General features: G+C 33.5%; 24 protein-coding genes and 1 pseudogene. 5 read left to right on the top strand and 20 right to left on the bottom strand.

Annotated elements, in window-relative coordinates; all coding sequences use genetic code 11:
- Positions 1–251 precede the first annotated feature (251 nt).
- Positions 252–1,922, bottom strand: coding sequence for a dihydroxy-acid dehydratase (gene ilvD, locus NST98_RS03725; RefSeq protein ID WP_340714472.1), 1,671 nt, complete (start codon positions 1,920–1,922; stop codon positions 252–254).
- 853 nt (positions 1,923–2,775) lie between these two features.
- On the opposite strand from ilvD, the gene NST98_RS03720 reads away from it, so the two are divergent.
- Entirely contained in the window at positions 2,776–3,033 is a 258-nt protein-coding gene (locus NST98_RS03720) for a GlsB/YeaQ/YmgE family stress response membrane protein (RefSeq protein WP_016838061.1), read from the top strand.
- 66 nt (positions 3,034–3,099) lie between these two features.
- On the opposite strand, the gene NST98_RS03715 is transcribed toward NST98_RS03720, so the two are convergent.
- Positions 3,100–3,807, bottom strand: coding sequence for a lytic transglycosylase domain-containing protein (locus NST98_RS03715; RefSeq protein ID WP_168412115.1), 708 nt, complete (start codon positions 3,805–3,807; stop codon positions 3,100–3,102).
- A 259-nt stretch (positions 3,808–4,066) separates the two neighbouring features.
- Here NST98_RS03715 and NST98_RS03710 point away from each other — a divergent pair, with 259 nt between their 5' ends.
- Positions 4,067–5,173: a methionine biosynthesis PLP-dependent protein gene (locus NST98_RS03710; RefSeq protein WP_340714471.1), complete on the top strand. Its 1,107-nt coding sequence runs from the start codon at positions 4,067–4,069 to the stop codon at positions 5,171–5,173.
- 123 nt (positions 5,174–5,296) lie between these two features.
- Here NST98_RS03710 and NST98_RS03705 read toward each other — a convergent pair whose 3' ends face one another.
- From NST98_RS03705 to NST98_RS03690, 4 genes are all read right to left on the bottom strand, one after another.
- On the bottom strand, positions 5,297–5,932 hold the full coding sequence (locus NST98_RS03705; protein ID WP_340714470.1) for an SCO family protein: 636 nt from the start codon (positions 5,930–5,932) through the stop codon (positions 5,297–5,299).
- A 112-nt stretch (positions 5,933–6,044) separates the two neighbouring features.
- A complete protein-coding gene (locus NST98_RS03700; protein ID WP_016838057.1) occupies positions 6,045–6,197 on the bottom strand; it encodes a YvrJ family protein in 153 nt (50 codons plus the stop codon).
- Positions 6,198–6,276: 79 nt separating this feature from the next.
- On the bottom strand, positions 6,277–6,489 hold the full coding sequence (locus NST98_RS03695) for a DUF2922 domain-containing protein (protein WP_016838056.1): 213 nt from the start codon (positions 6,487–6,489) through the stop codon (positions 6,277–6,279).
- Positions 6,490–6,507: 18 nt separating this feature from the next.
- A complete protein-coding gene (locus tag NST98_RS03690; RefSeq protein ID WP_016838055.1) occupies positions 6,508–6,726 on the bottom strand; it encodes a DUF1659 domain-containing protein in 219 nt (72 codons plus the stop codon).
- 133 nt (positions 6,727–6,859) lie between these two features.
- Here NST98_RS03690 and NST98_RS03685 point away from each other — a divergent pair, with 133 nt between their 5' ends.
- Complete coding sequence (locus NST98_RS03685) at positions 6,860–7,282, top strand: DUF2621 domain-containing protein (RefSeq protein WP_040764545.1); 423 nt, start codon at positions 6,860–6,862, stop codon at positions 7,280–7,282.
- A 201-nt stretch (positions 7,283–7,483) separates the two neighbouring features.
- Here the strand turns inward: NST98_RS03685 and NST98_RS03680 are convergent, their stop codons facing one another.
- From NST98_RS03680 to NST98_RS03655, 6 genes and pseudogenes are all read right to left on the bottom strand, one after another.
- Positions 7,484–7,975, bottom strand: a complete 492-nt coding sequence (locus NST98_RS03680) for a CcdC family protein (protein WP_340714469.1) — start codon at positions 7,973–7,975, stop codon at positions 7,484–7,486.
- A 92-nt stretch (positions 7,976–8,067) separates the two neighbouring features.
- Positions 8,068–8,439, bottom strand: coding sequence for a response regulator (locus NST98_RS03675; protein ID WP_016838052.1), 372 nt, complete (start codon positions 8,437–8,439; stop codon positions 8,068–8,070).
- Between the two features lie 29 nt (positions 8,440–8,468).
- Positions 8,469–9,185 (bottom strand): cytochrome c biogenesis CcdA family protein, encoded by a 717-nt coding sequence (locus NST98_RS03670; protein ID WP_016838051.1) that lies wholly within the window; start codon positions 9,183–9,185, stop codon positions 8,469–8,471.
- 155 nt (positions 9,186–9,340) lie between these two features.
- Positions 9,341–9,973 (bottom strand): hypothetical protein, encoded by a 633-nt coding sequence (locus tag NST98_RS03665; RefSeq protein WP_340434906.1) that lies wholly within the window; start codon positions 9,971–9,973, stop codon positions 9,341–9,343.
- Between the two features lie 97 nt (positions 9,974–10,070).
- Positions 10,071–10,973, bottom strand: coding sequence for an EamA family transporter RarD (gene rarD / locus NST98_RS03660; RefSeq protein ID WP_340714468.1), 903 nt, complete (start codon positions 10,971–10,973; stop codon positions 10,071–10,073).
- A 202-nt stretch (positions 10,974–11,175) separates the two neighbouring features.
- Positions 11,176–12,023: pseudogene (locus tag NST98_RS03655) on the bottom strand (alpha/beta hydrolase fold domain-containing protein).
- A 370-nt stretch (positions 12,024–12,393) separates the two neighbouring features.
- Here NST98_RS03655 and NST98_RS03650 point away from each other — a divergent pair.
- Positions 12,394–12,714, top strand: coding sequence for a CotD family spore coat protein (locus tag NST98_RS03650; RefSeq protein ID WP_340434912.1), 321 nt, complete (start codon positions 12,394–12,396; stop codon positions 12,712–12,714).
- A 71-nt stretch (positions 12,715–12,785) separates the two neighbouring features.
- Here NST98_RS03650 and NST98_RS03645 read toward each other — a convergent pair whose 3' ends face one another.
- The 7 genes from NST98_RS03645 to NST98_RS03615 form a co-directional block, all read right to left on the bottom strand.
- Positions 12,786–13,928: a toxic anion resistance protein gene (locus NST98_RS03645; protein ID WP_340714466.1), complete on the bottom strand. Its 1,143-nt coding sequence runs from the start codon at positions 13,926–13,928 to the stop codon at positions 12,786–12,788.
- Between the two features lie 186 nt (positions 13,929–14,114).
- Positions 14,115–14,699, bottom strand: a complete 585-nt coding sequence (locus NST98_RS03640) for a peroxidase-related enzyme (RefSeq protein ID WP_232019831.1) — start codon at positions 14,697–14,699, stop codon at positions 14,115–14,117.
- Between the two features lie 50 nt (positions 14,700–14,749).
- Positions 14,750–15,529 (bottom strand): SDR family NAD(P)-dependent oxidoreductase, encoded by a 780-nt coding sequence (locus NST98_RS03635; RefSeq protein WP_340714465.1) that lies wholly within the window; start codon positions 15,527–15,529, stop codon positions 14,750–14,752.
- A 190-nt stretch (positions 15,530–15,719) separates the two neighbouring features.
- The gene (locus NST98_RS03630) at positions 15,720–15,833 is read right to left on the bottom strand and encodes a YjcZ family sporulation protein (protein ID WP_016838041.1); all 114 of its coding nucleotides are present in this window, start codon (positions 15,831–15,833) and stop codon (positions 15,720–15,722) included.
- Positions 15,834–15,914: 81 nt separating this feature from the next.
- Complete coding sequence (locus NST98_RS03625; RefSeq protein WP_340714464.1) at positions 15,915–16,685, bottom strand: NRDE family protein; 771 nt, start codon at positions 16,683–16,685, stop codon at positions 15,915–15,917.
- A gap of 79 nt (positions 16,686–16,764) precedes the next feature.
- A complete protein-coding gene (locus NST98_RS03620) occupies positions 16,765–16,905 on the bottom strand; it encodes a hypothetical protein (RefSeq protein WP_016838037.1) in 141 nt (46 codons plus the stop codon).
- 286 nt (positions 16,906–17,191) lie between these two features.
- Positions 17,192–17,782 (bottom strand): carboxymuconolactone decarboxylase family protein, encoded by a 591-nt coding sequence (locus NST98_RS03615; protein ID WP_340714463.1) that lies wholly within the window; start codon positions 17,780–17,782, stop codon positions 17,192–17,194.
- Positions 17,783–17,976: 194 nt separating this feature from the next.
- Between NST98_RS03615 and serC the strand changes: the two genes are divergently transcribed.
- On the top strand, positions 17,977–19,074 hold the full coding sequence (gene serC / locus NST98_RS03610; RefSeq protein ID WP_340715663.1) for a 3-phosphoserine/phosphohydroxythreonine transaminase: 1,098 nt from the start codon (positions 17,977–17,979) through the stop codon (positions 19,072–19,074).
- A gap of 410 nt (positions 19,075–19,484) precedes the next feature.
- Here serC and proS read toward each other — a convergent pair whose 3' ends face one another.
- Positions 19,485–20,921, bottom strand: coding sequence for a proline--tRNA ligase (gene proS / locus NST98_RS03605; RefSeq protein ID WP_340714462.1), 1,437 nt, complete (start codon positions 20,919–20,921; stop codon positions 19,485–19,487).
- Between the last annotated feature and the right edge of the window lie 239 nt (positions 20,922–21,160).

The following is a 21,160-nucleotide window of genomic DNA, read 5'->3' as shown; positions in this document are numbered from 1 at the left end:
TCTTCAACGGCAACTTAGATGGGAAAGCTATTCATTGGTAACGGTGCACGAAATAGTGCCCGGAGCTATCTAATAGCATTACGCGTTTAATAGCTCACTCCGAGGGGATGTCGGATATAGTTGTATCATCGGCTCCCACCAATACCGACTCTCTGGTAGATACAATGCTCTATATCCTTTAACCTCATCATTGAATTAAACAGTTATTTGTATATTTTTTAATGTTCATATTTATCGCAATTTTAAGAAAATTATATTTTCATAATGCCGCCTTTAGAAGCGTTTGTCACAAGTTTTGAATATCTTGCTAACCATCCGGATTTAATTTTTGGTTCAAATGGTTTTAGTTGATTACGCCGATTTTCTAATTCTTCTTCTGAAACTTTTAAGTTGATTGTTCGGTTCGGTAAATCGATTTCGATTATATCACCATTTTTAACTAAAGCAATTGGTCCACCTTCAGCTGCTTCAGGTGAAATATGCCCAATGGAAATACCACGTGATGCACCACTAAATCGTCCATCTGTAATGAGAGCAACCTTCGTTCCAAGTCCTCTGCCGACTATAGCAGAAGTTGGAGCAAGCATCTCAGGCATACCAGGACCACCTTTTGGTCCTTCATAGCGAATAACTACAACATGCCCTTCCCTTACCTTGCCTTCATCAATAGCAGCTAAAGCTTCTTCTTGAGAATCAAAAACAATCGCTTCGCCAGTAAACACTTTTATTGATGGATCAACAGCTCCTACTTTAATGACAGAGCCTTCAGGTGCTAGATTTCCATATAGAATTGATAAACCGCCAACCGGACTATATGGGTTATCTTTCGTTCGAATTACATTTGTATTTGTTATTTCATAGCCTTGAACTAGTTCACCTATTGTTTTGCCTGCAACTGTAGGACGATTTGGATGAATGCAGCCAGGGATTTTTGTTAATTCGTTTATGATGGCACTTACTCCACCAGCTTTATTGATGTCATCCATCGAAATATCGGATGCTGGCATGATTTTTGCAATATATGGAACACGTTCAGCAATTTTATTAATGTCTTCTAAGTTATAATCAATTCCCGCTTCATTAGCAATGGCTAACGTATGTAATACCGTATTTGTAGAACCGCCCATAGCCATGTCTAAAGCAAAAGCATCGTCAATTGCTTCTTTTGTAATGATGTCGCGAGGACGAATATCTTCTTCAATCATGCGAATTAAATGTCTTGCTGCTTCACGAATAAGTTCTTTTCTTTGTTCACTCGTAGCAACGATTGTACCGTTGCCGGGAAGAGTAACTCCGAGCATTTCCATTAAACAGTTCATAGAATTTGCCGTAAACATTCCTGAACAAGATCCGCAAGTTGGGCAAGCATTCATTTCAATATCTTTAAATTCTTCTTCAGTCATTTGACCTGACTTATACGCACCTACTCCTTCAAATACTGAAGATAATGAAAGTTGTTTTCCTGTAGAACTTCTTCCCGCTTCCATTGGTCCACCGGAAACAAATATTGAAGGAACGTTTGTGCGAACTGCAGCCATTAACATTCCAGGCGTGATTTTGTCACAGTTTGGAATGAAATAGACGCCATCAAACCAGTGAGCATTAATCACTGTTTCAGCAGAATCAGCAATGAGTTCACGGCTAGGTAAAGAGTAGCGCATTCCGATATGACCCATCGCAATTCCATCATCAACACCAATTGTATTGAATTCAAATGGAATTCCTCCTGCTTCAATGATTGCCTCTTTAACTTCTTCAGCAAATTCACGTAAGTGTACGTGACCAGGAATAATATCGATGTAAGAGTTACAAACACCGATAAATGGTTTACCTAAGTCTTTAGGTTTTACTTTCCCCGTAGCATATAGCAAGCTACGGTGAGGAGCACGATCAACTCCTACTTTAATCATATCACTTCTCATACTCTCAAACGCCCCTCACAAATACTAATATTTCCAATGTAGCGATAACGGGTAATAATCATTTCTCCGACTGATGGTTATAATATTTTTTCAAGTTCTTTTGAAAAAGTGTCGGTGAAATTGTTGTCATAATAGTACATAAATGACCCTTTCGTCAACCGTATTTTTTAAATTTTTTATAAAATTTTAAAAATTCAATTTTATTGCAAACGTTTTCTTTCTACGTTTTGTTGGAATTATTCTTATACTTTCATTTTTTTTCTGAATTTAATAAAATTAAAATTTTTTAGATCCAACAATTATTATTGGGAATAATAATCGGATTTCATTTTGAGTAATTCGCGAAAAGTGGTGTAAAAAGAACTTCTTCAATGAAAAACAAAAAAAGACCCGACCAATAAGTTAACTTATTGGTCAGGTTTAAATAATCAAATCAATATTTTAATGTTTTTTTGCTCTTGTGGTCGTCACATCCAACTATCCCTCATCATGAAAGCGTTAGCACCAGACGAAGGGGAAGTGCCTCAAAAGACTTTTCAGACTCCTCCCTTTTCTATTAACCTATTGGAACAATCGCAAAATCGATTGCTAAATTGAAAAATACGATTGTGTGAATGATAGCAAATATAATCCCCTGTCGATCTAAATTTCTTGTCATATTCATATAGATCCACCCCATCCCCCGTTAATTTTGTCTTCTTTGTGAACATTATATGACATTTTTCATCATTTTGCAAAATATTCAAAAAATATTTTTTCGTTATTTCATTTAGACTAGTTTGTTTGCATATCTCAAAAGCATTTGAGCACACTAACATAATGAAGATGCATCATAAAAGGAGTGGAATTATTCATGAATTTTATTTGGTATTTAGTTATTGGTGGAGTAATTGGATGGCTGGCTGGGGTTATTGTCGGCAAAGATATCCCTGGTGGTATTATCGGAAATATTGTAGCCGGCATTGTTGGATCATGGATCGGTAGTGCATTTTTAGGAAACTGGGGCTGGGAAGTTTCAAACTTTTATGTATTTCCAGCTTTGATTGGATCCGTTGTATTAGTATTTATTGTAAGTCTAATCATGAAAGGGTTTAGAAAAGCGACGGATTAAAATACTGATTCACTTGTAAAATGATCATCCAATACAGGGATGATCATTTTACTATGGACCACTTTTTTAGCTTGAATTACTATTTGTGGCTGTTATCACTTCTTTTTCTAAAAGAGGACTAACACGCTCATATTGCTCATAATAATATAAAATTTTCTTCACATAATCATTGCTATGGTTATAATGATAAATCGCTTTTTCCATTTTCCCTTCCCTTACCCCGGCTTGAGATAAAAAATTGGCAGCACTAAATATTGCATCTTCAATATCAAATGGATCTGCCACCCCATCCCCGTTTGCATCAACTCCATAGCCGCCATATTTTTCTATGACTTTCGGATCGGTTTTTTCTGATTCCGGAATATTTCCCTTCCCAAGTCCATCACAAGTTGGATGACTCCATCCTACAAATGTACATGGCATAAATTGCATATGGCCTTCTGCTCCTACGGGTGAAATTAATGTGTTCATTGTTGAAAATCTCGTTTCAACTCGATGATGTGCAGCAAGTAATGTCCAAGGAACATTATATTGTTCACCAGCTTTCATATAAATTGGTATATATTCTGCTGGAATTTTTAAATCAAAGTCCTCTTGTATTTTTTCAATTTCAGTTGTTTCATTAGAATTAAATAAAGATAGTGATTTTAAATCTTCCCAAGCTAAATATGCAATGGAATATATGATTATAGATGCAGGAATGAGTAATATAATGAGGAATAGCTTCATTCCGGGGCTTATTAATGTTCTTTTCTTTTTCTTCTTTTTCGACATAATTTCCCCCTAAATCATAATGTTGTTTTTTCTCCCCTAAATAATGATTATATCCTAAAAATATAATAAAAATTAATTTTAAAAAACCATTAAAGTTTGATGAAAGATAGAATACAAAATTTATAAATATTTAATTAATTCTATTAAATAACTAAGAAAAATCATGTTAATTTCTGAAACTATTGTTTTTAAATTTAGACCATGTTAAATTGTTAGATAACTAAAATTATTTAGTATTTTCAAGGAAAGAGTGACAGATATGACGAAAAATTCAATCGAAACAAAATTAGTTCAATTAGGAAATCAAAGTGACCCTAGAACTGGAGCTGTAAATCCCCCAATCTATCTATCTACAGCATACAAACACACCGGGATTGGAGAATCAACAGGTTATGATTATATTCGCACAAAAAATCCAACTCGGGAAATTTTGGAAAATGGAATTGCAGAATTGGAAGGTGGAGATGCAGGATTTGCCTGTAGTTCCGGAATGGCCGCTATCCAATTAATTCTTTCAATATTTAAACCTGGTGATGAAATTATTTTGCCGGAAGATGTGTATGGAGGCACTTATCGTTTATTGAATTCATATAACGAGTTGTATAATATTCGACCTGTTTATTTTTCTAATGCGGAACAAGTAGAAGAGTTGATTAATGAAAAAACAAAAGCCATTTTCCTTGAAACTCCTACAAATCCGCTAATGATTGAATTTGATTTAGATTACTTCAATCAAATTTGTAAAAAACATAATTTAATGTTTATTGTTGATAATACGTTCTACTCGCCTTATTTTCAACGCCCTATAGAACATGGTGCCGATATAGTAATGCATAGTGGTACAAAATATATTGCTGGACATAATGATACATTAGCTGGTCTTGTTGTTTCAAAAGGAAAAGAGTTAAGCGAAAAATTAGCATATAATCAAAATAGTATAGGTCTTGTACTTTCTCCTTTTGATAGTTGGTTAGTAATACGTGGATTAAAAACACTGCATCTACGAATGAAACAACATGATGAAAACGCAAAAAGAGTCGTTAAATTTTTGAAAGAAGAACCTTTAGTAACGGATGTGTTATATACAGGTAAAGGCGGAATGCTTTCATTTAAATTACAAAATGCGGATTTAGTAAATCCTTTTTTAAAAAAAATGAAGCTGATTACTTTTGCTGAGAGTTTAGGCGGTCCAGAAAGCTTTATTACTTACCCTGCTACCCAAACACATGCTGACATTCCTTATGAAGAGCGTGTTGCTCGAGGAGTTGATGATTGTTTGCTACGTTTTTCAGTAGGTTTAGAAAATGCAGAAGATATTATTGCAGATTTAAAACAAGTATTTAATCAATTAAGAGAAGAACAATAAATTTTTACTCAACAAAAAACCGAACTATTCAATTCTTGAAAAAATGATGCGGAATAGTTCGGTTTTCTTTATCTGTTTTGTGCGTAAGATAATTTTTCAAGAGTTTTTAATGGTTAATTTTAATTACTTCTTTTTCATGTTGTTAATTAGTGTCTCCATGTCGATTGCTATTTCATCATATGGGACAGCTTGACCGGAATTTTCCTCTTCTGAATAACCCGTATATAATTTTACAGCTACACCATTTTCGTCAACCAAATAAAAAGAGGAACCATGGATTACTTGATCGCCGTCTTCAGGCATTTTTACTAGAGTTTTAAACGATTTTAATGCAAATTGCTCGATGAATTTTTGATCATAACCAGTTAGTAAATGCCATTTTGATTCATCGGGTACAGTAAAGAATTTTAAATACTTCGAAAGCACTTCAGGAGTGTCTCTTGCTGGGTCTACTGAAAACCCAACGATTTTATAGTCCTCTAATCCTTTTTCTTTTAATTTTTCTTGTACGATTGACATATTTAACGTCATTGGCTGACAAATCGTGTTACAATTTGTAAAAATAAACATAGCAATCCAAGGTTGTCCCTTTAAGCTGTCTAATGTAACAGTTTCTCCTCGATGGTCAATCATCTTAAAATCTTCAATTTGGTACTCGATTGTCGGTTTAAAATTATAATTGCTACAAGCACTTAACACTATACTAACAAACAACATGATAGAAATAATAATAAAATTCCTTTTTTTTATAATCTTCATAAAGCCTCAACTCCCTTGGAATACTATGTTTATCATATAGGAAAGTAGTATAATAGTAAAAGCTTTTCCGCTTGAAAGGTTTTTAACAAATTTGTGAAATATTTTTCACTTTCTATCGTTCAAATACTTTTTCCCCATTGATGTTTTTCAATGATACGAGAACAGAATAAATGGCTTCAAGCTTAGCTTCGATTCGATGTAACAAATAAAAAGAAATGATAATAGGAAAACCAAGTTCTTGAATTAATGTGATCCATTGTTCCATCTATATAATCCCCTTTTTTAATATATTGATTAGAAAAATCGACAAAATCCAGTAAGGACTTTGCCGATTTTCATGAAAATTAAAGAATATCTGTTATCGTTTTATCAATCAGCCGTGCTTGTTTAACGCCCGCAAGTGGTGCTCCATCCAAATGAAAAACATCTTGATTAATTATCATTTGCATAGCATTGGATACATCTGTTGAAGTTAAATTTGGTTTTGGGTCGTTCAATGAGAGGGTTAAAATCTTTCCATTAGCTGCCTCAAATTTCATTTCAAGCACTGATGTCATGACATGTTACCTCCTTCATTATAAATCGATTTTTTCTGTTGTAGACAAAGTTGCATGAACGACTGGATAATTGGATAGTTGAATGAATGCTTGTACAACAGCTGCTAATTGTTCTGCTGTTACATTCGAGCGCACATTTTTGTAAGATCTAGAAGAGTAGACAACATCACCATATTCATCAATCCCCGTCTCATAAACGATTTTTAATGTTGCATTTTCAAACGTTAAGTTTGCCATTACTTATCCCCCCTTTCACTTATCCATATATCGAATTCATAAAAAAATAGAGACAACCTTAATGAAAAAATTTTTTACCTTGTTATAATGTTTTAGAGAGGAAAAAGAGGTGAACAAATTGGAAGGTTGGTTAATGTGGTTTCTCGTTTTTTGGAGTTTTGTAATGGTTGTATTAATGGCCATTGGCGGGTTTTTTATGTTCCGAAAGTTTTTAAAATCATTGCCAAAAAAGGATGGAAAATCAGATTTAGATTGGCAAGATTACTATATCAAGAAGACTCTGCATTTATGGAATGACGAATCAAAGCAATTGTTAAATGAACTTGTTAGTCCAGTTCCCGAATTATTTAGACAGCAAGCTAAGGAGTCGATTGCTGGAAAAATTGGCGAACTTGCATTAAAAGAGCATGCCAAAACCATTACGCAAGAATTAATTATTCGAGGCTATATTATTGCAACTCCGAAAAGAGATCACAAGTTTTTGCGTAAAAAATTAGCTGAAATGAATATTGATGTAACGCCTTATGAAAAATATTTTGCGGAAAGCAAAAAATGATGGATATTTAATACCCTTATCATAGTACAAGCCATCATTAAACTTTGAACAAATAATGAAGTATAAAAATGAGCTGGAACCAAACTAAAAAACATCATTTTCTCAAAAGAGAAAATGATGTTTTTATTGATTTCCGTTCCGAAACGCTTTCTAAGGATCGGAAACGAGCCTTCTCGTTCTACAGGGTCCCTTTCCTATTACTTAGTTTACTAAGTTTGATTTTTCGATTTTCTTATACTGAATGAACATGGCAATGCGCCATGGCCAGAGCATGGCAAAGGCAAGTATCCAAAACATGCCCGCTAATTCTCCAGGATCAAAAGAATCGGTTAATACAATTTTTCCAGCAATTCGTATCAATAACAAGCTTACCAAAATAATAAAAAATGCTTTGGAGCGTTTCATATAAATTTCATTGTTACGAATTTCAAATTTGGAAGTTGTAATTAAAACAATAGAAAAAATAATTCCTACTATAACAGCTTCCAATATTTGAAGAGGAGGTACACGGAACTCCTCGAATATAAACATTAATGCACCCGTAGACATAGCAATGGGCGGTATAAGGATTTTTTTTGCATTAACCGGTTTCTTTTGCGAACGCAATCTCATCATCATGATGAAAGTCCCCATAAATATTGCCATTAACGTACTCGCAATAATAATATAGCGAGAAGGTATTGCTTCTAACATATAATCCCTCCTCGAAGAAATTACAACTTCAACACATTTGCCTAAAAAAACTGCCTGTTAACAGGCAGTACCTTCATAATAATACCACATTATTATAATTCATATGTATCTAAGACTTTATTAACAATCATTTTTAATTGTGCTGCATCGAATGGTTTGGTAATAAAATCTTTTACCCCTATTTCAAGGGCTTCAACAATCAAGCGTTGTTGTCCTAATGCGGTAACCATAATAATGTTAGCGTTTGGAAAGTTACTTAGAATTTCTCTAGATGCTTCAATACCAGACATGATGGGCATCGTCACATCCATTGTCACTAAGTCCGGTTGATGGAGGTGAAATAGTTTTACGGCTTCTTCACCGTTAGTGGCCTCTCCTACTACATCAAAACCCCATTCAACAAATAGTTTTCTTACTGTTGTTCTCATAAATAATGCGTCATCCACAATTAATACAGAAGGCATTGACAAATCTCCTTTATTTCATCAGCATTCTAGAAACCAGTGAAACCGTCAAATATAGGCGATAAAATTCTAATAATTATATTCATGCCATCGAAGAATAATAATATTCCAACAGCGATCATTACGTAGCCACCGATTTTTACAATTTTATTGCTATATTTTCGTAGCCAACCAATTCTTGAAATGAAGAATGATAGAATAAAAAACGGAATTGAAAAACCTAAAACATAAGCAATCATGTACCCCATTGCCGAATTTGGATTTGTCATAGCAAGAGCAAAAATTGCTGCCAAAATCGGTCCTGTACATGGTGTCCATCCTGCAGCAAAGGCAAGGCCAATCAATGATGAACCTAAGTAGCCTGAAGGTCTATTTTTAAATTGTATTTTTCGATCTTTCATTAAAAAGTCGATATTTAGCCATCCAACGATCATTAGTCCGAAAAGAACAATTAATATAGCACCAATTTGGCGTATTAAATCTTGATAATTAATAAAAAAGTTTTCAATTGATAATAATCTTGCACCAAAACCTAGAACGACGAAAATAATTGAAAATCCTAGTAAGAAAAAGAGCGTATGAAGAATTGCTCTTTTTTGCAACATGCCTTTATCATTTTTAATTTCATCATAACTCATACCTGTTATGTACGATAAAAATGCGGGATATAACGGCAATGTGCATGGAGATATGAAGCTTAAAAATCCTGCACCAAAGGCAAATAATATATTAATATTTGTTGCCATCTTTGTCTCTCCTTAGCAATTGATGTTTCTATCATATCAAATGTTGCTTAAAAAGTACTAATTTAAAAATTGAAAAATTATTAACAAATAATAACACATGATGTTGATGCATCGTTAATGATTATTATAAATAATATATGCTGAAAAAATTTTGTTTATTTATTATTATAAGAATAATTAACATCGCTTCCAAATCTTAAGTTCCATTGGGGTTCAAAACGATCGATGATCCAATTTTTCAATCGCTTCATTTCATTTAAATCAGTTAACGAACATATTTGAAAATAAATAGTAGAATCTCTTATATGTTCAGCAATATTGGCATTAATATGACAATGAGTTGCGGTGCCATCTCGAAAGCACGATTTAGGAGAGATATTTCCAATATGTTGATTAAATCTTAATTTAAATGTATTGTTACAAATCCCTGCAAAAACTAGTTCATCATTCTTAATCACTAAATAAACACCTTTTTTACTTAGCAAAGAATCGTTGCCTTTAACAATAAATTGACAATAAGTTAAATCTCCATATTTATTTAAAAATTCTTTGTAAAAGGGGTCATGATTTTTTTTCATCTGATAAATAGCGATTCCAGCCGGAACATCTAAAAGTTCAGTATATTCCTTGATAACCTTTTCTTTTAAATGTTCGTATCGTCTATGTTGAAGTAGTTCACGAATTGTTTTTTTGTCAAACAAACGAAATTGTTCCTGAATGCCGGTTTCAATCAGTTCAATTCGAATGCGATGAAAAGGATATTCTCGATCCCCAACTTTTATGAACATGAACCAATCCCCTCCAAATAGCTAAAAAACAAAAAAATCGAAATATTCCCAATCTACGCTTCATTATGGTAATTCGATAAAAAATAAATAAATCCTTTTAGGCTAATTTACGTTTTTTTCGATTTTCCATAACCGTAGATAAACTAAAGAGTAATATAGCTAGCCATATAAAACTAAAAGAAATCAACTCTATGTTTGTAAAGGGTTCTTTATAAACAATGGTTCCCAAAATTAAAATAATAGTTGGAGAAAAGTACTGGATGAAGCCTAATATAGATTGTGGTAAAGCTTGAGCCCCTTTTGCAAATAAAATCAACGGGTAAGCGGTTACCAATCCCCCTAACATAAGAAACACATCTGTTTTCCAATCGAATTGCAAAAATGACGTATTGTTAGTAAACATAAGAAAACCGTAATAAACTAGTGCGAAAGGCAAAATAAACAATGTTTCAATTGCTAATCCCCTTGTTGCATCGAGCTGAATTTTTTTCTTTAATGCACCGTAAACGGCAAATGAACAAGCAATCCCCAATGCAACCCAAGGGATTTTCCCGTAACGAATTGTCATCAATGCCACTCCGATAAATGCTATAAAAACAGCTGTGATTTGAGCTTTAGACAATTGTTCTTTAAAAAGGAATAGGCCAAACAATACGGTGATTAATGGATTTATATAATATCCTAAGCTTGTTTCGACTACATGCTCATTTGTTACTGCCCAAATATATAGGAACCAGTTACATGAAATGACAAAGGATGCTAGTAAAAGTAAGAAAAATGTCTTTTTTTCTTGCCATAGCCATTTCAAATCTTCAATAAGTTTACTTTTTTGACCAATAATGAATATAAAAATAGTTGTAAAAATAAACGACCAAATAATGCGATTTAATAATATTTCAATGCTATTGACGTGTTCTAATAACTTCCAATAAACAGGAAAGAATCCCCAAATGATATACGCTGCCATGGCACTGATCATGCCTTTTCTTTCTTCAGACATATTGATAATCAACCTTTCAATGATATGAATTAACTTACATACAAATTATAGCGATGTAAAATAATGAAGTAAATGTAATATCAAACGAATACAATTCGTTATCTAGAGGGAATAGTTTATTCATAACGTTTCTGTATAGTTGATAAATTTAAAAAGTAAAAAATGACTAACTTGATTCAGTTAGTCATCGTGAAGTGTTTATTCATTTGGTGAAGTAAGTGATGAAATGAAAAGCTTTTATTTGCCTTTGGAAATATTCATTTTTTGTGAAATAACTATGCACAAGTCCCCGAGCGATTCTTAGTTTGACTTTTTCCCCTGAATCCTCCAATTTCTTTGCATAGGCAATCCCTTCATCCCTCAATACATCATTTCAGCAACGATAATAAAAGCGGAGGGCAAGTTCGTCAAGTCTTTAGCTAGTAATGGAGAGACATATTGGTGATATGTTTCATCTTCATTGTTTAAATAATGTTGTTTAAACCACGCCATATCTTCTTTTAAAAGATCATATCCAACTGCAAATTCTTCATAGGATGCAGTGCTGAACGTCAAATCTGTTACAGGATATAATACTATTTGAGCATGAATTGTAGAACCTTGTAAATCTCTGTTTAATAAAGTGACGACAGTTGCTAAATTTCCTCCGGCACTATCTCCTGCTACTAAAATTTGATTGGTTCCATTCAAAAATTTTTTATTTTCAACTGTCCAAAGAAAAGCATCATAAGCATCAAAAACGGGCGTTGGAAATTTAAATTCAGGAGCTAAACGATAATTGACTGAAACCACAATTGATTTCGTTATTTCTGCTAACAATTCACAGGTTTCATTGCACGTTTCAATGCTATTTAACACCCATCCTCCTCCATGATAGTAAACAATAATTGGAAATGGCCCTTTCCCTTTCGGTGTGTAGATTCGTAACGTGATTGAATGACCATCTCTAACCGTAATTGAAACATCTTTTTTCGTTACATTGCTTAAACCCTCAGTACATTTTGTTCTTAAAAATTTTTCCCTTCTAGATCTTTCTTCAATTGGATTCATTGTGTATAACGGAACTTGGCGATTCGTTTCATTTAAATAACGGATAGTGTTTGGTAATAAGGTGGACATAGAGGATCAACCCTTTTCCTTATATTTCTTATTGGATTACTATGATTTGATTGTACAATGAAATTCTAATTCAATCAACATAAATAGTTGGAGTATGCTGCACTATGTCACAATAATGACTACTATCCATCAAAATTAGCAAAGAAGAAAATTTTAAAACTCTTTCAATCTAGCTATCTGATAATAAATATAATTTTCATTTCAAAATTTTATTTGTTCATCATAGGTATTAATCTAGTTTATTTTTTAAATCTTCCATATGTTATGGATGAATAAATAACTATTAAGGAGGTGAAAATAAATGTTTAATCGAAGACATCAACATCATCATATGAGACCGCAACCTATTTGTTGTCCACCAAATGTAATGCCAACACAAATTGCACCTGCTCAAGTTTCGCCAACTCAAGAAGTTGTGAAAACGAATGTATTTAATACAATAGTTCCTCATTTCCATCCAGTGCACACAACAACAGTAAATCGACATATCTATCATCATCAACACTATTATCCAAGAACGTGTTCAGAAGTGAATGAATATTATCAAACATCTCAGCAATGTGGTAGACCTGAAAATCCTAACCCAAGGTGCTTCCCTCTACAAAGAAGATTTGGATATTAAATCATAATAAATGACTGCACCCCTATTAAGGCAGCATAATGCTTGCAAAGAGGTGCAGTTTTTTTATTTCATTACATCTTCTTTAACTTTTCATATTCAAGTTGAAGCTGTTCAATTCGTTTTCTCCCTTCTTCGCGGCTTTGAATTGTTTCCGCTTGAATTTGTTTCGTTTCTTCAATTCCGGCTAAAATTGTTTTCCATGTATTTTCAATCGTTTCAATTTTAATACTTGGTTGGCTTGCAGTTCTAGCAATTTCCACACTGTTACGACGAATGTTTTCCGCATTTCTCAACAACATTTCATTTGTTCGTTTATCTAGCTCTTGCATAGAGTCAGAAACTAATTTTTGACGTTGAATGGTTACTGCATGGATTAAACCTTGTTTAAAAATTGGGATTGTTGTTACAAATGCGGAATTAATTTTTGCAATCAAATGATTATTGCCTTGTTGCATTAATCGGATTTGCGGAGCTGCTTGGAAAGAAACTTGTTGTGCCATCTCTAAATCATAGCGCCGCTGTTCTAACAATTCGATAGCTCGCTGTAAGGATTCGAGATCCATAATTGCTTCTTGATCCCCTTCATTTGCTCGCATTTCTAATTTTGAAAGTTCCGGTTTTAAATCTTCCAGTTTTACTTCAATCGCTGCGATATGTTCGCTTAAACTTTTAAAATATTCAAGGTTTTGTTCGTACATTTGTTCAAGTTCGAGCGTATTTTTTTTTATTTCCTGTTCGTATTTCGTAATTTCTTGATAAATGACATCAATTTCTTTATTCATTGTATCGTATTTCGATAATATTTTTTGAAGTTGCTCTTTTCCCTTTCCAAACAGACGAGATAGAAAACCTTTCTTCTCTTCTTTGAAATCTTCCGGATCAAAACGAGACATGATTTTATTTAAATGATTGATGAGCTCACTAGATTTTTCTAATTTACTTTGTTTGATGGAAGCAAGCATCCGATCGGAAAACTTAGAAATGGCATTGGCGGTTTCCTTCCCGAATTCTAAAACCGCTATTTGATTTTTCCAGTCTATTTTTTCAGCAAGAGTACGAACGGCTGGATCTTTTTTTAACTCAATCTGTCTTTTACGCAATTGTGACTTTTCTTCTTCTGTTACAAGCTGAGGAGGAGCTTCAACAATTTCGTGGTTTTCTTGTTTCAATTTTGCATCTAAATCTTCAAATAAAGGGTTTTTCATTTCTGACATGGCTTTCCTCCGTTCTTCAATGTATGTATGTTACTCTTTCATTTACAGTTTACACTAACTTCTACAGTAATCATACGATTAAAGAATTACGAAAGTTTCATTTCGTTAACCAAAGCAATATAATTGTTAATTGGACAAGATGCGCTCAAAAAACCACGTTCTTGATTGAACGTGGTTTACGAATGATTAGCGATTGTTTTGATTATGTTTGGGATTTGGAATTGCGCCAATTGTACTTACCCAACGATTGGTGTAATTAAAGAAACCTACCACAAAAGCCGCTTCTAAAATCTCATGGTCGTTAAACCCTACTTCTCTCAACAAATCTACTTCTTTTGTTGTGATTTCGTCTGGATATTTCGTTGCACGGAAAGCGTAGTCACATAATGCTCTTTGTTTTTCTGTTAATTTTGCACTGCGGTAATTATACGTTAACGTGTCTACCCAAACTGGATCGTTTGTTAGTCTTCGTAACGTATCGCTATGAGTTGTCAAGCAATAGTTGCAACAGTTCACCGATGATACAACAAGACCTATCATTTCTTTATCAATTAAATCTAAATACGTATTTTTCGTATTAAACAACGAATATTTAAAATCTAAAAAGGCTTTAAATTGAATCGCATTTAACGGCAAAACTTTAAATAAGTTGTTTACTACTCCTAATTTTTCTTCTTGCTTTTTGATGTTCTCTTCAAAATATTCTTGTAATTCTGGTGGTATTTCTTCTAATTTTGGCTTTTCTAAATAAGATAATTGTTCATCATACATTCCCATATTTCTCCCCACTTTTCTACTAGTGATTGCCTCTAGAACAAGGTTTATAATGTTCCTCCTGAACCACCGTCAATATTTATGGAAGTGCCCGTTACATAAGAAGCTGCATCAGAAACAAGAAATGTAATAACTTTTGCTGCTTCATCTGTTTCGCCAATTCTACCAAGAGGAATCGATTTTCCAATTTCTTTAGAATATTCCTCCCATGAAGAATTTGGCATTTCTCTTTTCCATTTTTCTTCAATTTGCCTACTTCGAATAAGCCCGATACATACTGTGTTAACTCGAATATTATATTTTCCTAAATCTTTACTCATTGCTTTTGTCAATGCAAACCCTGCTGAACGACTAACAGTAGTTGGAAGGCTATTTTCACTTGGAGTTTTTGCGATTGACGCAGTAACGTTTACGATTGAGCCACCATATTCCTTTAAATATGGAAGTGCATATTTTGAACAATGAATTGCACCAAACAATTTTAAATTTAAGTCAGCAACCCAAAGTTCAGTGTCTACTTCTTCAAAAGAATAGGCAGCAGAAGTACCAGCATTATTCACCAAAATATTTAATTTGCCAAATTGCTTAACAGTTTCTTCAATTAAGCGTTTACAATCCTCTTCTTTCGTAACGTCCGCAACAATGGCAAGCACTTCTTTTCCCGTTTCCTTTTTTATCATTGTTTTTGCTTCTTCCAATGAAGATTTGTTTCGAGCGCATATGGCAACATTCGCTCCTTCTTTAACTAATTGAAGTGCAGTATGTAGACCAATTCCTTTACTTGCTCCTGTGACGACGGCAACTTTACCTTGTAAATTAAGTTCCATTGTTCACTCTCCTTTACTTCTATTTTGCAAAATAAGAACAAGGTATGTAAATAGATACTTTATTGAAATTTCAAAATAATCAAATGAATATTTTCTATTTATTCTTAACCTTAATTGATTAAAAGTTCCTTAGAAATAAAAAAACTGATTCTAAAGTGAAAATTCTTTAGAATCAGTCTTTCTTACAAAATTAACACCAACGTTTGAAATGTGTACCAACAATAATAAGTAGGATAAATAATACTACTAATAAAGCAAAGTTATTTCCATAATGGCCACCATAGCATCCTCCGTAATAGCCCATGGATATCCCTCCCTCATCATTCGATACTCCAGTTTATGTGGAAACGATGAATGGGATAGGTACAAGTGCATAGATTAATATTTAAATTTTTTCTATTTTAATATGAAAATTTTTTTCGAAAAGAAAATTACCTTTATCAAATGTTCGTTCCACAAAAGTTATATTCCAATCCTCATCTATTAATAAGACGGTTGAACAACGAGTGCCATAATGGGGTAATTTAATAAATGCAGAGGATAAATTTCTTTCCATCTCTAACCCAACACCTGTATTTGGTAACTGCTCATCTGGAGCGATTTCACGGTCCATGACAATTTCAAATAATTCATCGATATTTAATTTTCCAGTATTATTTTGTATATATTCTGCTAAGCGTGCCCTTCCTTTAACAACTTTTGGCCACGGAGTATTTAATGTATGATTACTGATGCTATGCGTCCCAGGTTGTATTTCATTTATTTCATTAAAGATATTATTATAGTGCAATAAATGATCCTCATGCCAAACAATGACATTATATCCACCGTAATAATCTTTAGTTGTTACTAATTCATCTACAAAATCTTTTGGATGTCTCGCATCCTTCAAAAAATTTCGTACAATTTCTCCGCGTGAACGAGGCTTTGCAGGTAAACTCGGATCACGATAATTCGTAATAGCTGCAAAACGACCATTTCTAGATACTCCGAGCCATGTACCCATTTGAAGTAGATCTCTACCCGCCAAAATATCTGGTTCGTCTTCCCAAAAATGTGCAGGTTTTGCCGGGCGATCATAAAACTCATCCCGATTTGCTACAACAATTAATTTGTAAATAGGATGTTCTTGATAATGAAAATGTATTAAACACATGCTCCCAACCCTTTAACATTTTATTTATAAAAATAGTTTATCATTCATGAGCTATAATTTTACTATAAATTAAAATTGATTAGTTCTTCTTTTTTATTTCTTCTAAAATTGCTTCTAATATTTTATTTTTATGCCTTAATGCAGAAACCACACTCACCATAAACCAAATGATTAATAATGCAGGAATAACATAAAAGAGTATAGATACAATAATAGTCACAGCAATCCCCCCTACTTTCCTTTGATTTCTTTCATAGGTCATGAAATAAAACAATAGAATTTTTATCATTATTTATAAGATAAATTTCACATGCTACATTTCTAATACAAAAATTTTAAATTTTTTATGAACTTGCAATAATCTACAAAAAGAGACTCTACATTAGAAAAATGTGTAGAGTCTCATATCATTTTCTTATCACGTTATATGGCACGCTAAACATATTATCTCCATTATCTTCTATTTAGTGATTAAATTGTATATTGTGATGCCTTTCACTACTTTATTAATCGTTATAACTTTCGTAAATATGCAGTAAATGTGCATATGCACTTCCTGCTTTTAAAGCCGCTGTAACTAATATTGCTTCAGCAATTTGTTCCTCTGACACCCCTAGTTTCATTGCATTATTTGTGTGGGAATTGATGCTATGTGTACAGTGGATTGCATGAGCAACTGCGATAGCAAGCAGTTCTTTAAATCCATCAGTTAAAAAACCTTTTCCCATGACAACTTGAGAAAAATTAAAGTATGGTTGAAGTTTCGCTTTGAATGACTCTGTTTTATCAATCAAAGCATGTTCATGTTGATTTAAGGTTGTCTCTGCTTCAACTGCCATTACAACAAATATTGCCTCTATAAGTTCTTCTTGACATGCTCCTGCAATCTTTGCTTTTTTTGTATGAACATCTATACAATAGGGACATTTTGTGACATGGGCAATGGCGACTGCAATGATTTCCTTTTCTTTTTTCGATAATGCCCCTGGTTTAAAAACCGTTCCATCAAATCTAGAAAAGGCTTTAAACTGTTCGGGCGCAAATTCTTTTAATTTCTTCATGTAATGATTTTTATTTTTTTCATAATAACTAGTCATGTAAATTGCTCCTTTATATATTCGTAAAAGAAAAATAACATAGCAGAAAATGAATTTCGAAATTGCAGAATTTTTATCAATTTAACATAAATTTTATGATTATCGGAATATTTCACTATTTCTTATAAAAATATTGTTCGATTTTATGGAAAAGAGTATATAATCAAACTATATTGCAATTTCAAGGAGTGTTTATCGTGAGTACAAACAAACGTGCATACAATTTTAATGCAGGACCTTCAGCATTACCCCTAGAAGTATTAGAAAAAGCACAACAAGAACTAGTAAACTTTAACGGGTCTGGCATGTCCATTATGGAAATGAGCCATCGAAGTAAAGATTACGATGAAGTTCATAACAATGCAATCAACCGTTTGAAAAAGCTTCTTTCCATACCTGATAATTACGAAATTCTCTTTTTACAAGGTGGAGCAAGTCTTCAATTCTCGATGATTCCAATGAACTTCTTAACAAAAGACAAAACAGCTAGCTATATTTTAACAGGATCTTGGTCAGAAAAAGCTTTGAAAGAGGCAACACTATTCGGAAATGCAGTGGTAGCGTCTAGTACGAAAGACAATGAATATCGAAATATTCCAAGTATTGAAGATATTCAATTTAATGCAAGCGATGCATATGTTCACCTTACATCCAACAATACAATTTATGGAACACAATGGAAAGAATTCCCGAATACAGGAGATGTTCCATTAATTGCAGATATGTCAAGCGACATTTTATCTCGCCCGATCGATGTGAATCAGTTTGGCATTATTTATGCAGGTGCTCAAAAGAATTTAGGACCTTCTGGTGTGACGGTAGTCATCATTCGCAAAGATTTAATTGAACAAGCAAATTCAGAAATACCGACTATGTTAAAATATAAAACACATGTGGATAAAAATTCTTTATATAATACTCCTCCAACATTTGGTATTTACATGTTAGGAGAAGTTTTAAACTGGGTTGAAAATCAAGGCGGACTTGAGACAATTCAGAAACGCAACGAAGAAAAAGCAAAATATATCTATGATGTTATTGATGAAAGCAATGGATTTTATAAAGGACATGCGGAACCAAATAGCCGTTCTCTCATGAATATTACGTTCCGATTAGCTGATGAGGAATTAGAAAAGCAATTTTTAGCTGAAGCAAAAGCTGCTGGTTTTGTCGGGTTAAACGGCCACCGCTCTGTAGGTGGTTGTCGAGCATCTACATATAATGCGGTACCAATAGAAGCTTGCATAGCTTTACGCGATTTCATGTACGAATTCCAAAAGAAACATCAATAAATAATTAATTATAAAAAGCGAATTGGAAAACACATCGGTTTCTCAATTCGCTTTTTTATATACTTATTTTACTTCTCCTATTCTAAATTTTTAAAAAAATAAGTCAGGTAAATATGATCAACCTTTTGTAGGAAGTACGTGTTTTAATTTGAGTTGGTGTGTTATTTGGTGCGAGGATTAGTTATATTATCAATGGATTATTTAGAACCAGGTTTAAATAGAAAATAACCGGCGTTTTTGCCTCCGGATTCCTTCAGATTCCGCGTCACCACGGACACCCTTGCGTTAAGCTAACTGTTACTTCTGCCTTCACAGTTCGGGACTTACACCCTATAGATTACACCCATGCCAGGCGCACTAAAAAACGAGGCTGTAAATTTTCAACAGCCTCGTTTTACTTACGTAAGCAATTAATATGCTCTTCCGAACCATACTGTATGTTTTGCTTCTTTTCCACAATGAATGCAAGTGTGTTTCGTTGTTGGTGGGTTGAATGGAATATTGCGTGAAGTAAATTTTGTTTTTTCTTTTACTTTAGCTTCACATGCATCATCACCACACCAACCTGCAAGTACCCATCCTGGAATTGTTCCGTTTTTCTCGCTATTTTCAATATGTTCTTTTAATTGATCTAACGTATCAATATGCAAATGAGAATTTGCATCTCGGAAAGCTTTTGCTTTATCGTATAGACGTTTTTGCATTGTTTGTAATTCTTTCTCTACTACTTCTACAACAGAATCGAGAGAAATTGTGATTTTTTCGTCTTCATCTCTAGCTTTTAAGATTGCTTGGTTGTTTTCTAAATCACGTGGTCCTAGCTCGATGCGAACAGGTACTCCTTTTAACTCCCACTCATTGAATTTAAATCCTGGTGATTGATCAGTATCATCTAATCGTACTCGAATCCCTTTATCTTTTAGAGCCTTAAAGATTTCATCTAATTTTTCAATGATTGCAGGATTTTTCTTCCATGGTCCAACAGGAATTAAAATTACTTGTGTTGGTGCAATTTTTGGCGGTAAAACTAATCCTTTTTCATCACCATGAACCATGATAACAGAACCGATTAAACGAGTAGATGTTCCCCATGATGTTGTATGGACGTGTACGTGTTTATTTTCTCGGTTTAAGTATTTAATGTTGAACGCTTCAGCAAATTTTGTTCCCAAATAGTGACTAGTACCTGCTTGTACGGCTTTACCATCTTTCATCATTGCTTCGATGGAGTACGTATCAACAGCACCTGCAAAACGTTCAGACGGTGTTTTCTGTCCATCATACACAGGGATGGCCAATACATTTTCTACAACATCTTTATAAATATTAAGCATTTGCATTGTTTCTTTGCGAGCATCTTCTTCATCTTCATGAGCTGTATGACCTTCCTGCCATAAAAACTCAGAAGTACGAATAAATGGAAGGGTCTTCTTTTCCCAACGGAAAACGTTAGCCCATTGGTTAATCAATACTGGCAAATCACGATAGGATTTAATCCAATTGGAATATAAATGACCAATCATCGTTTCTGAAGTTGGTCTAAGTGCTAAACGTTCTTCTAGCTTTTCACCGGCAGCTTCTGTCACCCATGGTAGTTCTGGAGAGAAACCTTCAATATGATCTTTTTCTTTTTGGAAGAAAGATTCAGGTATTAACATTGGAAAATATGCATTACGATGACCCGTTTCTTTAAAACGTTTATCCATTTCAGACTGGATATGTTCCCAAAGTTCATAGCCATCCGGTTTAAATGCGATACACCCACGAACCGGCGTATAATCCATTAAATCTGCTTTTTGTATTGTGTCGATATACCATTTTGTAAAATCGTTTGTTTGTTGCGACATAGTCATCCTCCTTACAACAAAATAGCGTAAAGATGCCCGATTGAGGACGCCTTTACGCTGAATAGTAGTTCCCACCAACATTCGACATATTTTGTCGTTTCAGATATTCAATGAAACCAATAAACGTCTTCTCCTTTTAAAGACATTAGGTGGTGATATAGCTCTCAGCGAATGCTATATTAACGGATTTTATTTGAAAAACGAATATTTATTTCTAATATAATGTACCAAATTAAAGC

Source organism: Ureibacillus sp. FSL W8-0352 (assembly GCF_038004345.1).
GTDB lineage: Bacteria > Bacillota > Bacilli > Bacillales_A > Planococcaceae > Ureibacillus > Ureibacillus thermosphaericus.
Note: the sequence above shows the minus strand (reverse complement) of the source record. Positions and strands in the feature narration are given on the sequence as shown.

Excerpts from the sequence above, each read along its gene's own strand:
- ilvD (WP_340714472.1), bottom strand. The coding sequence starts at position 1,922 with ATGAGAAGTGATATGATTAAAGTAGGAGTTGATCGTGCTCCTCACCGT.
- NST98_RS03720 (WP_016838061.1), top strand. The coding sequence starts at position 2,776 with ATGAATTTTATTTGGTATTTAGTTATTGGTGGAGTAATTGGATGGCTG.
- NST98_RS03715 (WP_168412115.1), bottom strand. The coding sequence starts at position 3,807 with ATGTCGAAAAAGAAGAAAAAGAAAAGAACATTAATAAGCCCCGGAATG.
- NST98_RS03710 (WP_340714471.1), top strand. The coding sequence starts at position 4,067 with ATGACGAAAAATTCAATCGAAACAAAATTAGTTCAATTAGGAAATCAA.
- NST98_RS03705 (WP_340714470.1), bottom strand. The coding sequence starts at position 5,932 with ATGAAGATTATAAAAAAAAGGAATTTTATTATTATTTCTATCATGTTG.
- NST98_RS03700 (WP_016838057.1), bottom strand. The coding sequence starts at position 6,197 with ATGGAACAATGGATCACATTAATTCAAGAACTTGGTTTTCCTATTATC.
- NST98_RS03695 (WP_016838056.1), bottom strand. The coding sequence starts at position 6,489 with ATGACATCAGTGCTTGAAATGAAATTTGAGGCAGCTAATGGAAAGATT.
- NST98_RS03690 (WP_016838055.1), bottom strand. The coding sequence starts at position 6,726 with ATGGCAAACTTAACGTTTGAAAATGCAACATTAAAAATCGTTTATGAG.
- NST98_RS03685 (WP_040764545.1), top strand. The coding sequence starts at position 6,860 with ATGTGGTTTCTCGTTTTTTGGAGTTTTGTAATGGTTGTATTAATGGCC.
- NST98_RS03680 (WP_340714469.1), bottom strand. The coding sequence starts at position 7,975 with ATGTTAGAAGCAATACCTTCTCGCTATATTATTATTGCGAGTACGTTA.
- NST98_RS03675 (WP_016838052.1), bottom strand. The coding sequence starts at position 8,439 with ATGCCTTCTGTATTAATTGTGGATGACGCATTATTTATGAGAACAACA.
- NST98_RS03670 (WP_016838051.1), bottom strand. The coding sequence starts at position 9,185 with ATGGCAACAAATATTAATATATTATTTGCCTTTGGTGCAGGATTTTTA.
- NST98_RS03665 (WP_340434906.1), bottom strand. The coding sequence starts at position 9,973 with ATGTTCATAAAAGTTGGGGATCGAGAATATCCTTTTCATCGCATTCGA.
- rarD (WP_340714468.1), bottom strand. The coding sequence starts at position 10,973 with ATGTCTGAAGAAAGAAAAGGCATGATCAGTGCCATGGCAGCGTATATC.
- NST98_RS03650 (WP_340434912.1), top strand. The coding sequence starts at position 12,394 with ATGTTTAATCGAAGACATCAACATCATCATATGAGACCGCAACCTATT.
- NST98_RS03645 (WP_340714466.1), bottom strand. The coding sequence starts at position 13,928 with ATGTCAGAAATGAAAAACCCTTTATTTGAAGATTTAGATGCAAAATTG.
- NST98_RS03640 (WP_232019831.1), bottom strand. The coding sequence starts at position 14,699 with ATGTATGATGAACAATTATCTTATTTAGAAAAGCCAAAATTAGAAGAA.
- NST98_RS03635 (WP_340714465.1), bottom strand. The coding sequence starts at position 15,529 with ATGGAACTTAATTTACAAGGTAAAGTTGCCGTCGTCACAGGAGCAAGT.
- NST98_RS03630 (WP_016838041.1), bottom strand. The coding sequence starts at position 15,833 with ATGGGCTATTACGGAGGATGCTATGGTGGCCATTATGGAAATAACTTT.
- NST98_RS03625 (WP_340714464.1), bottom strand. The coding sequence starts at position 16,685 with ATGTGTTTAATACATTTTCATTATCAAGAACATCCTATTTACAAATTA.
- NST98_RS03615 (WP_340714463.1), bottom strand. The coding sequence starts at position 17,782 with ATGACTAGTTATTATGAAAAAAATAAAAATCATTACATGAAGAAATTA.
- proS (WP_340714462.1), bottom strand. The coding sequence starts at position 20,921 with ATGTCGCAACAAACAAACGATTTTACAAAATGGTATATCGACACAATA.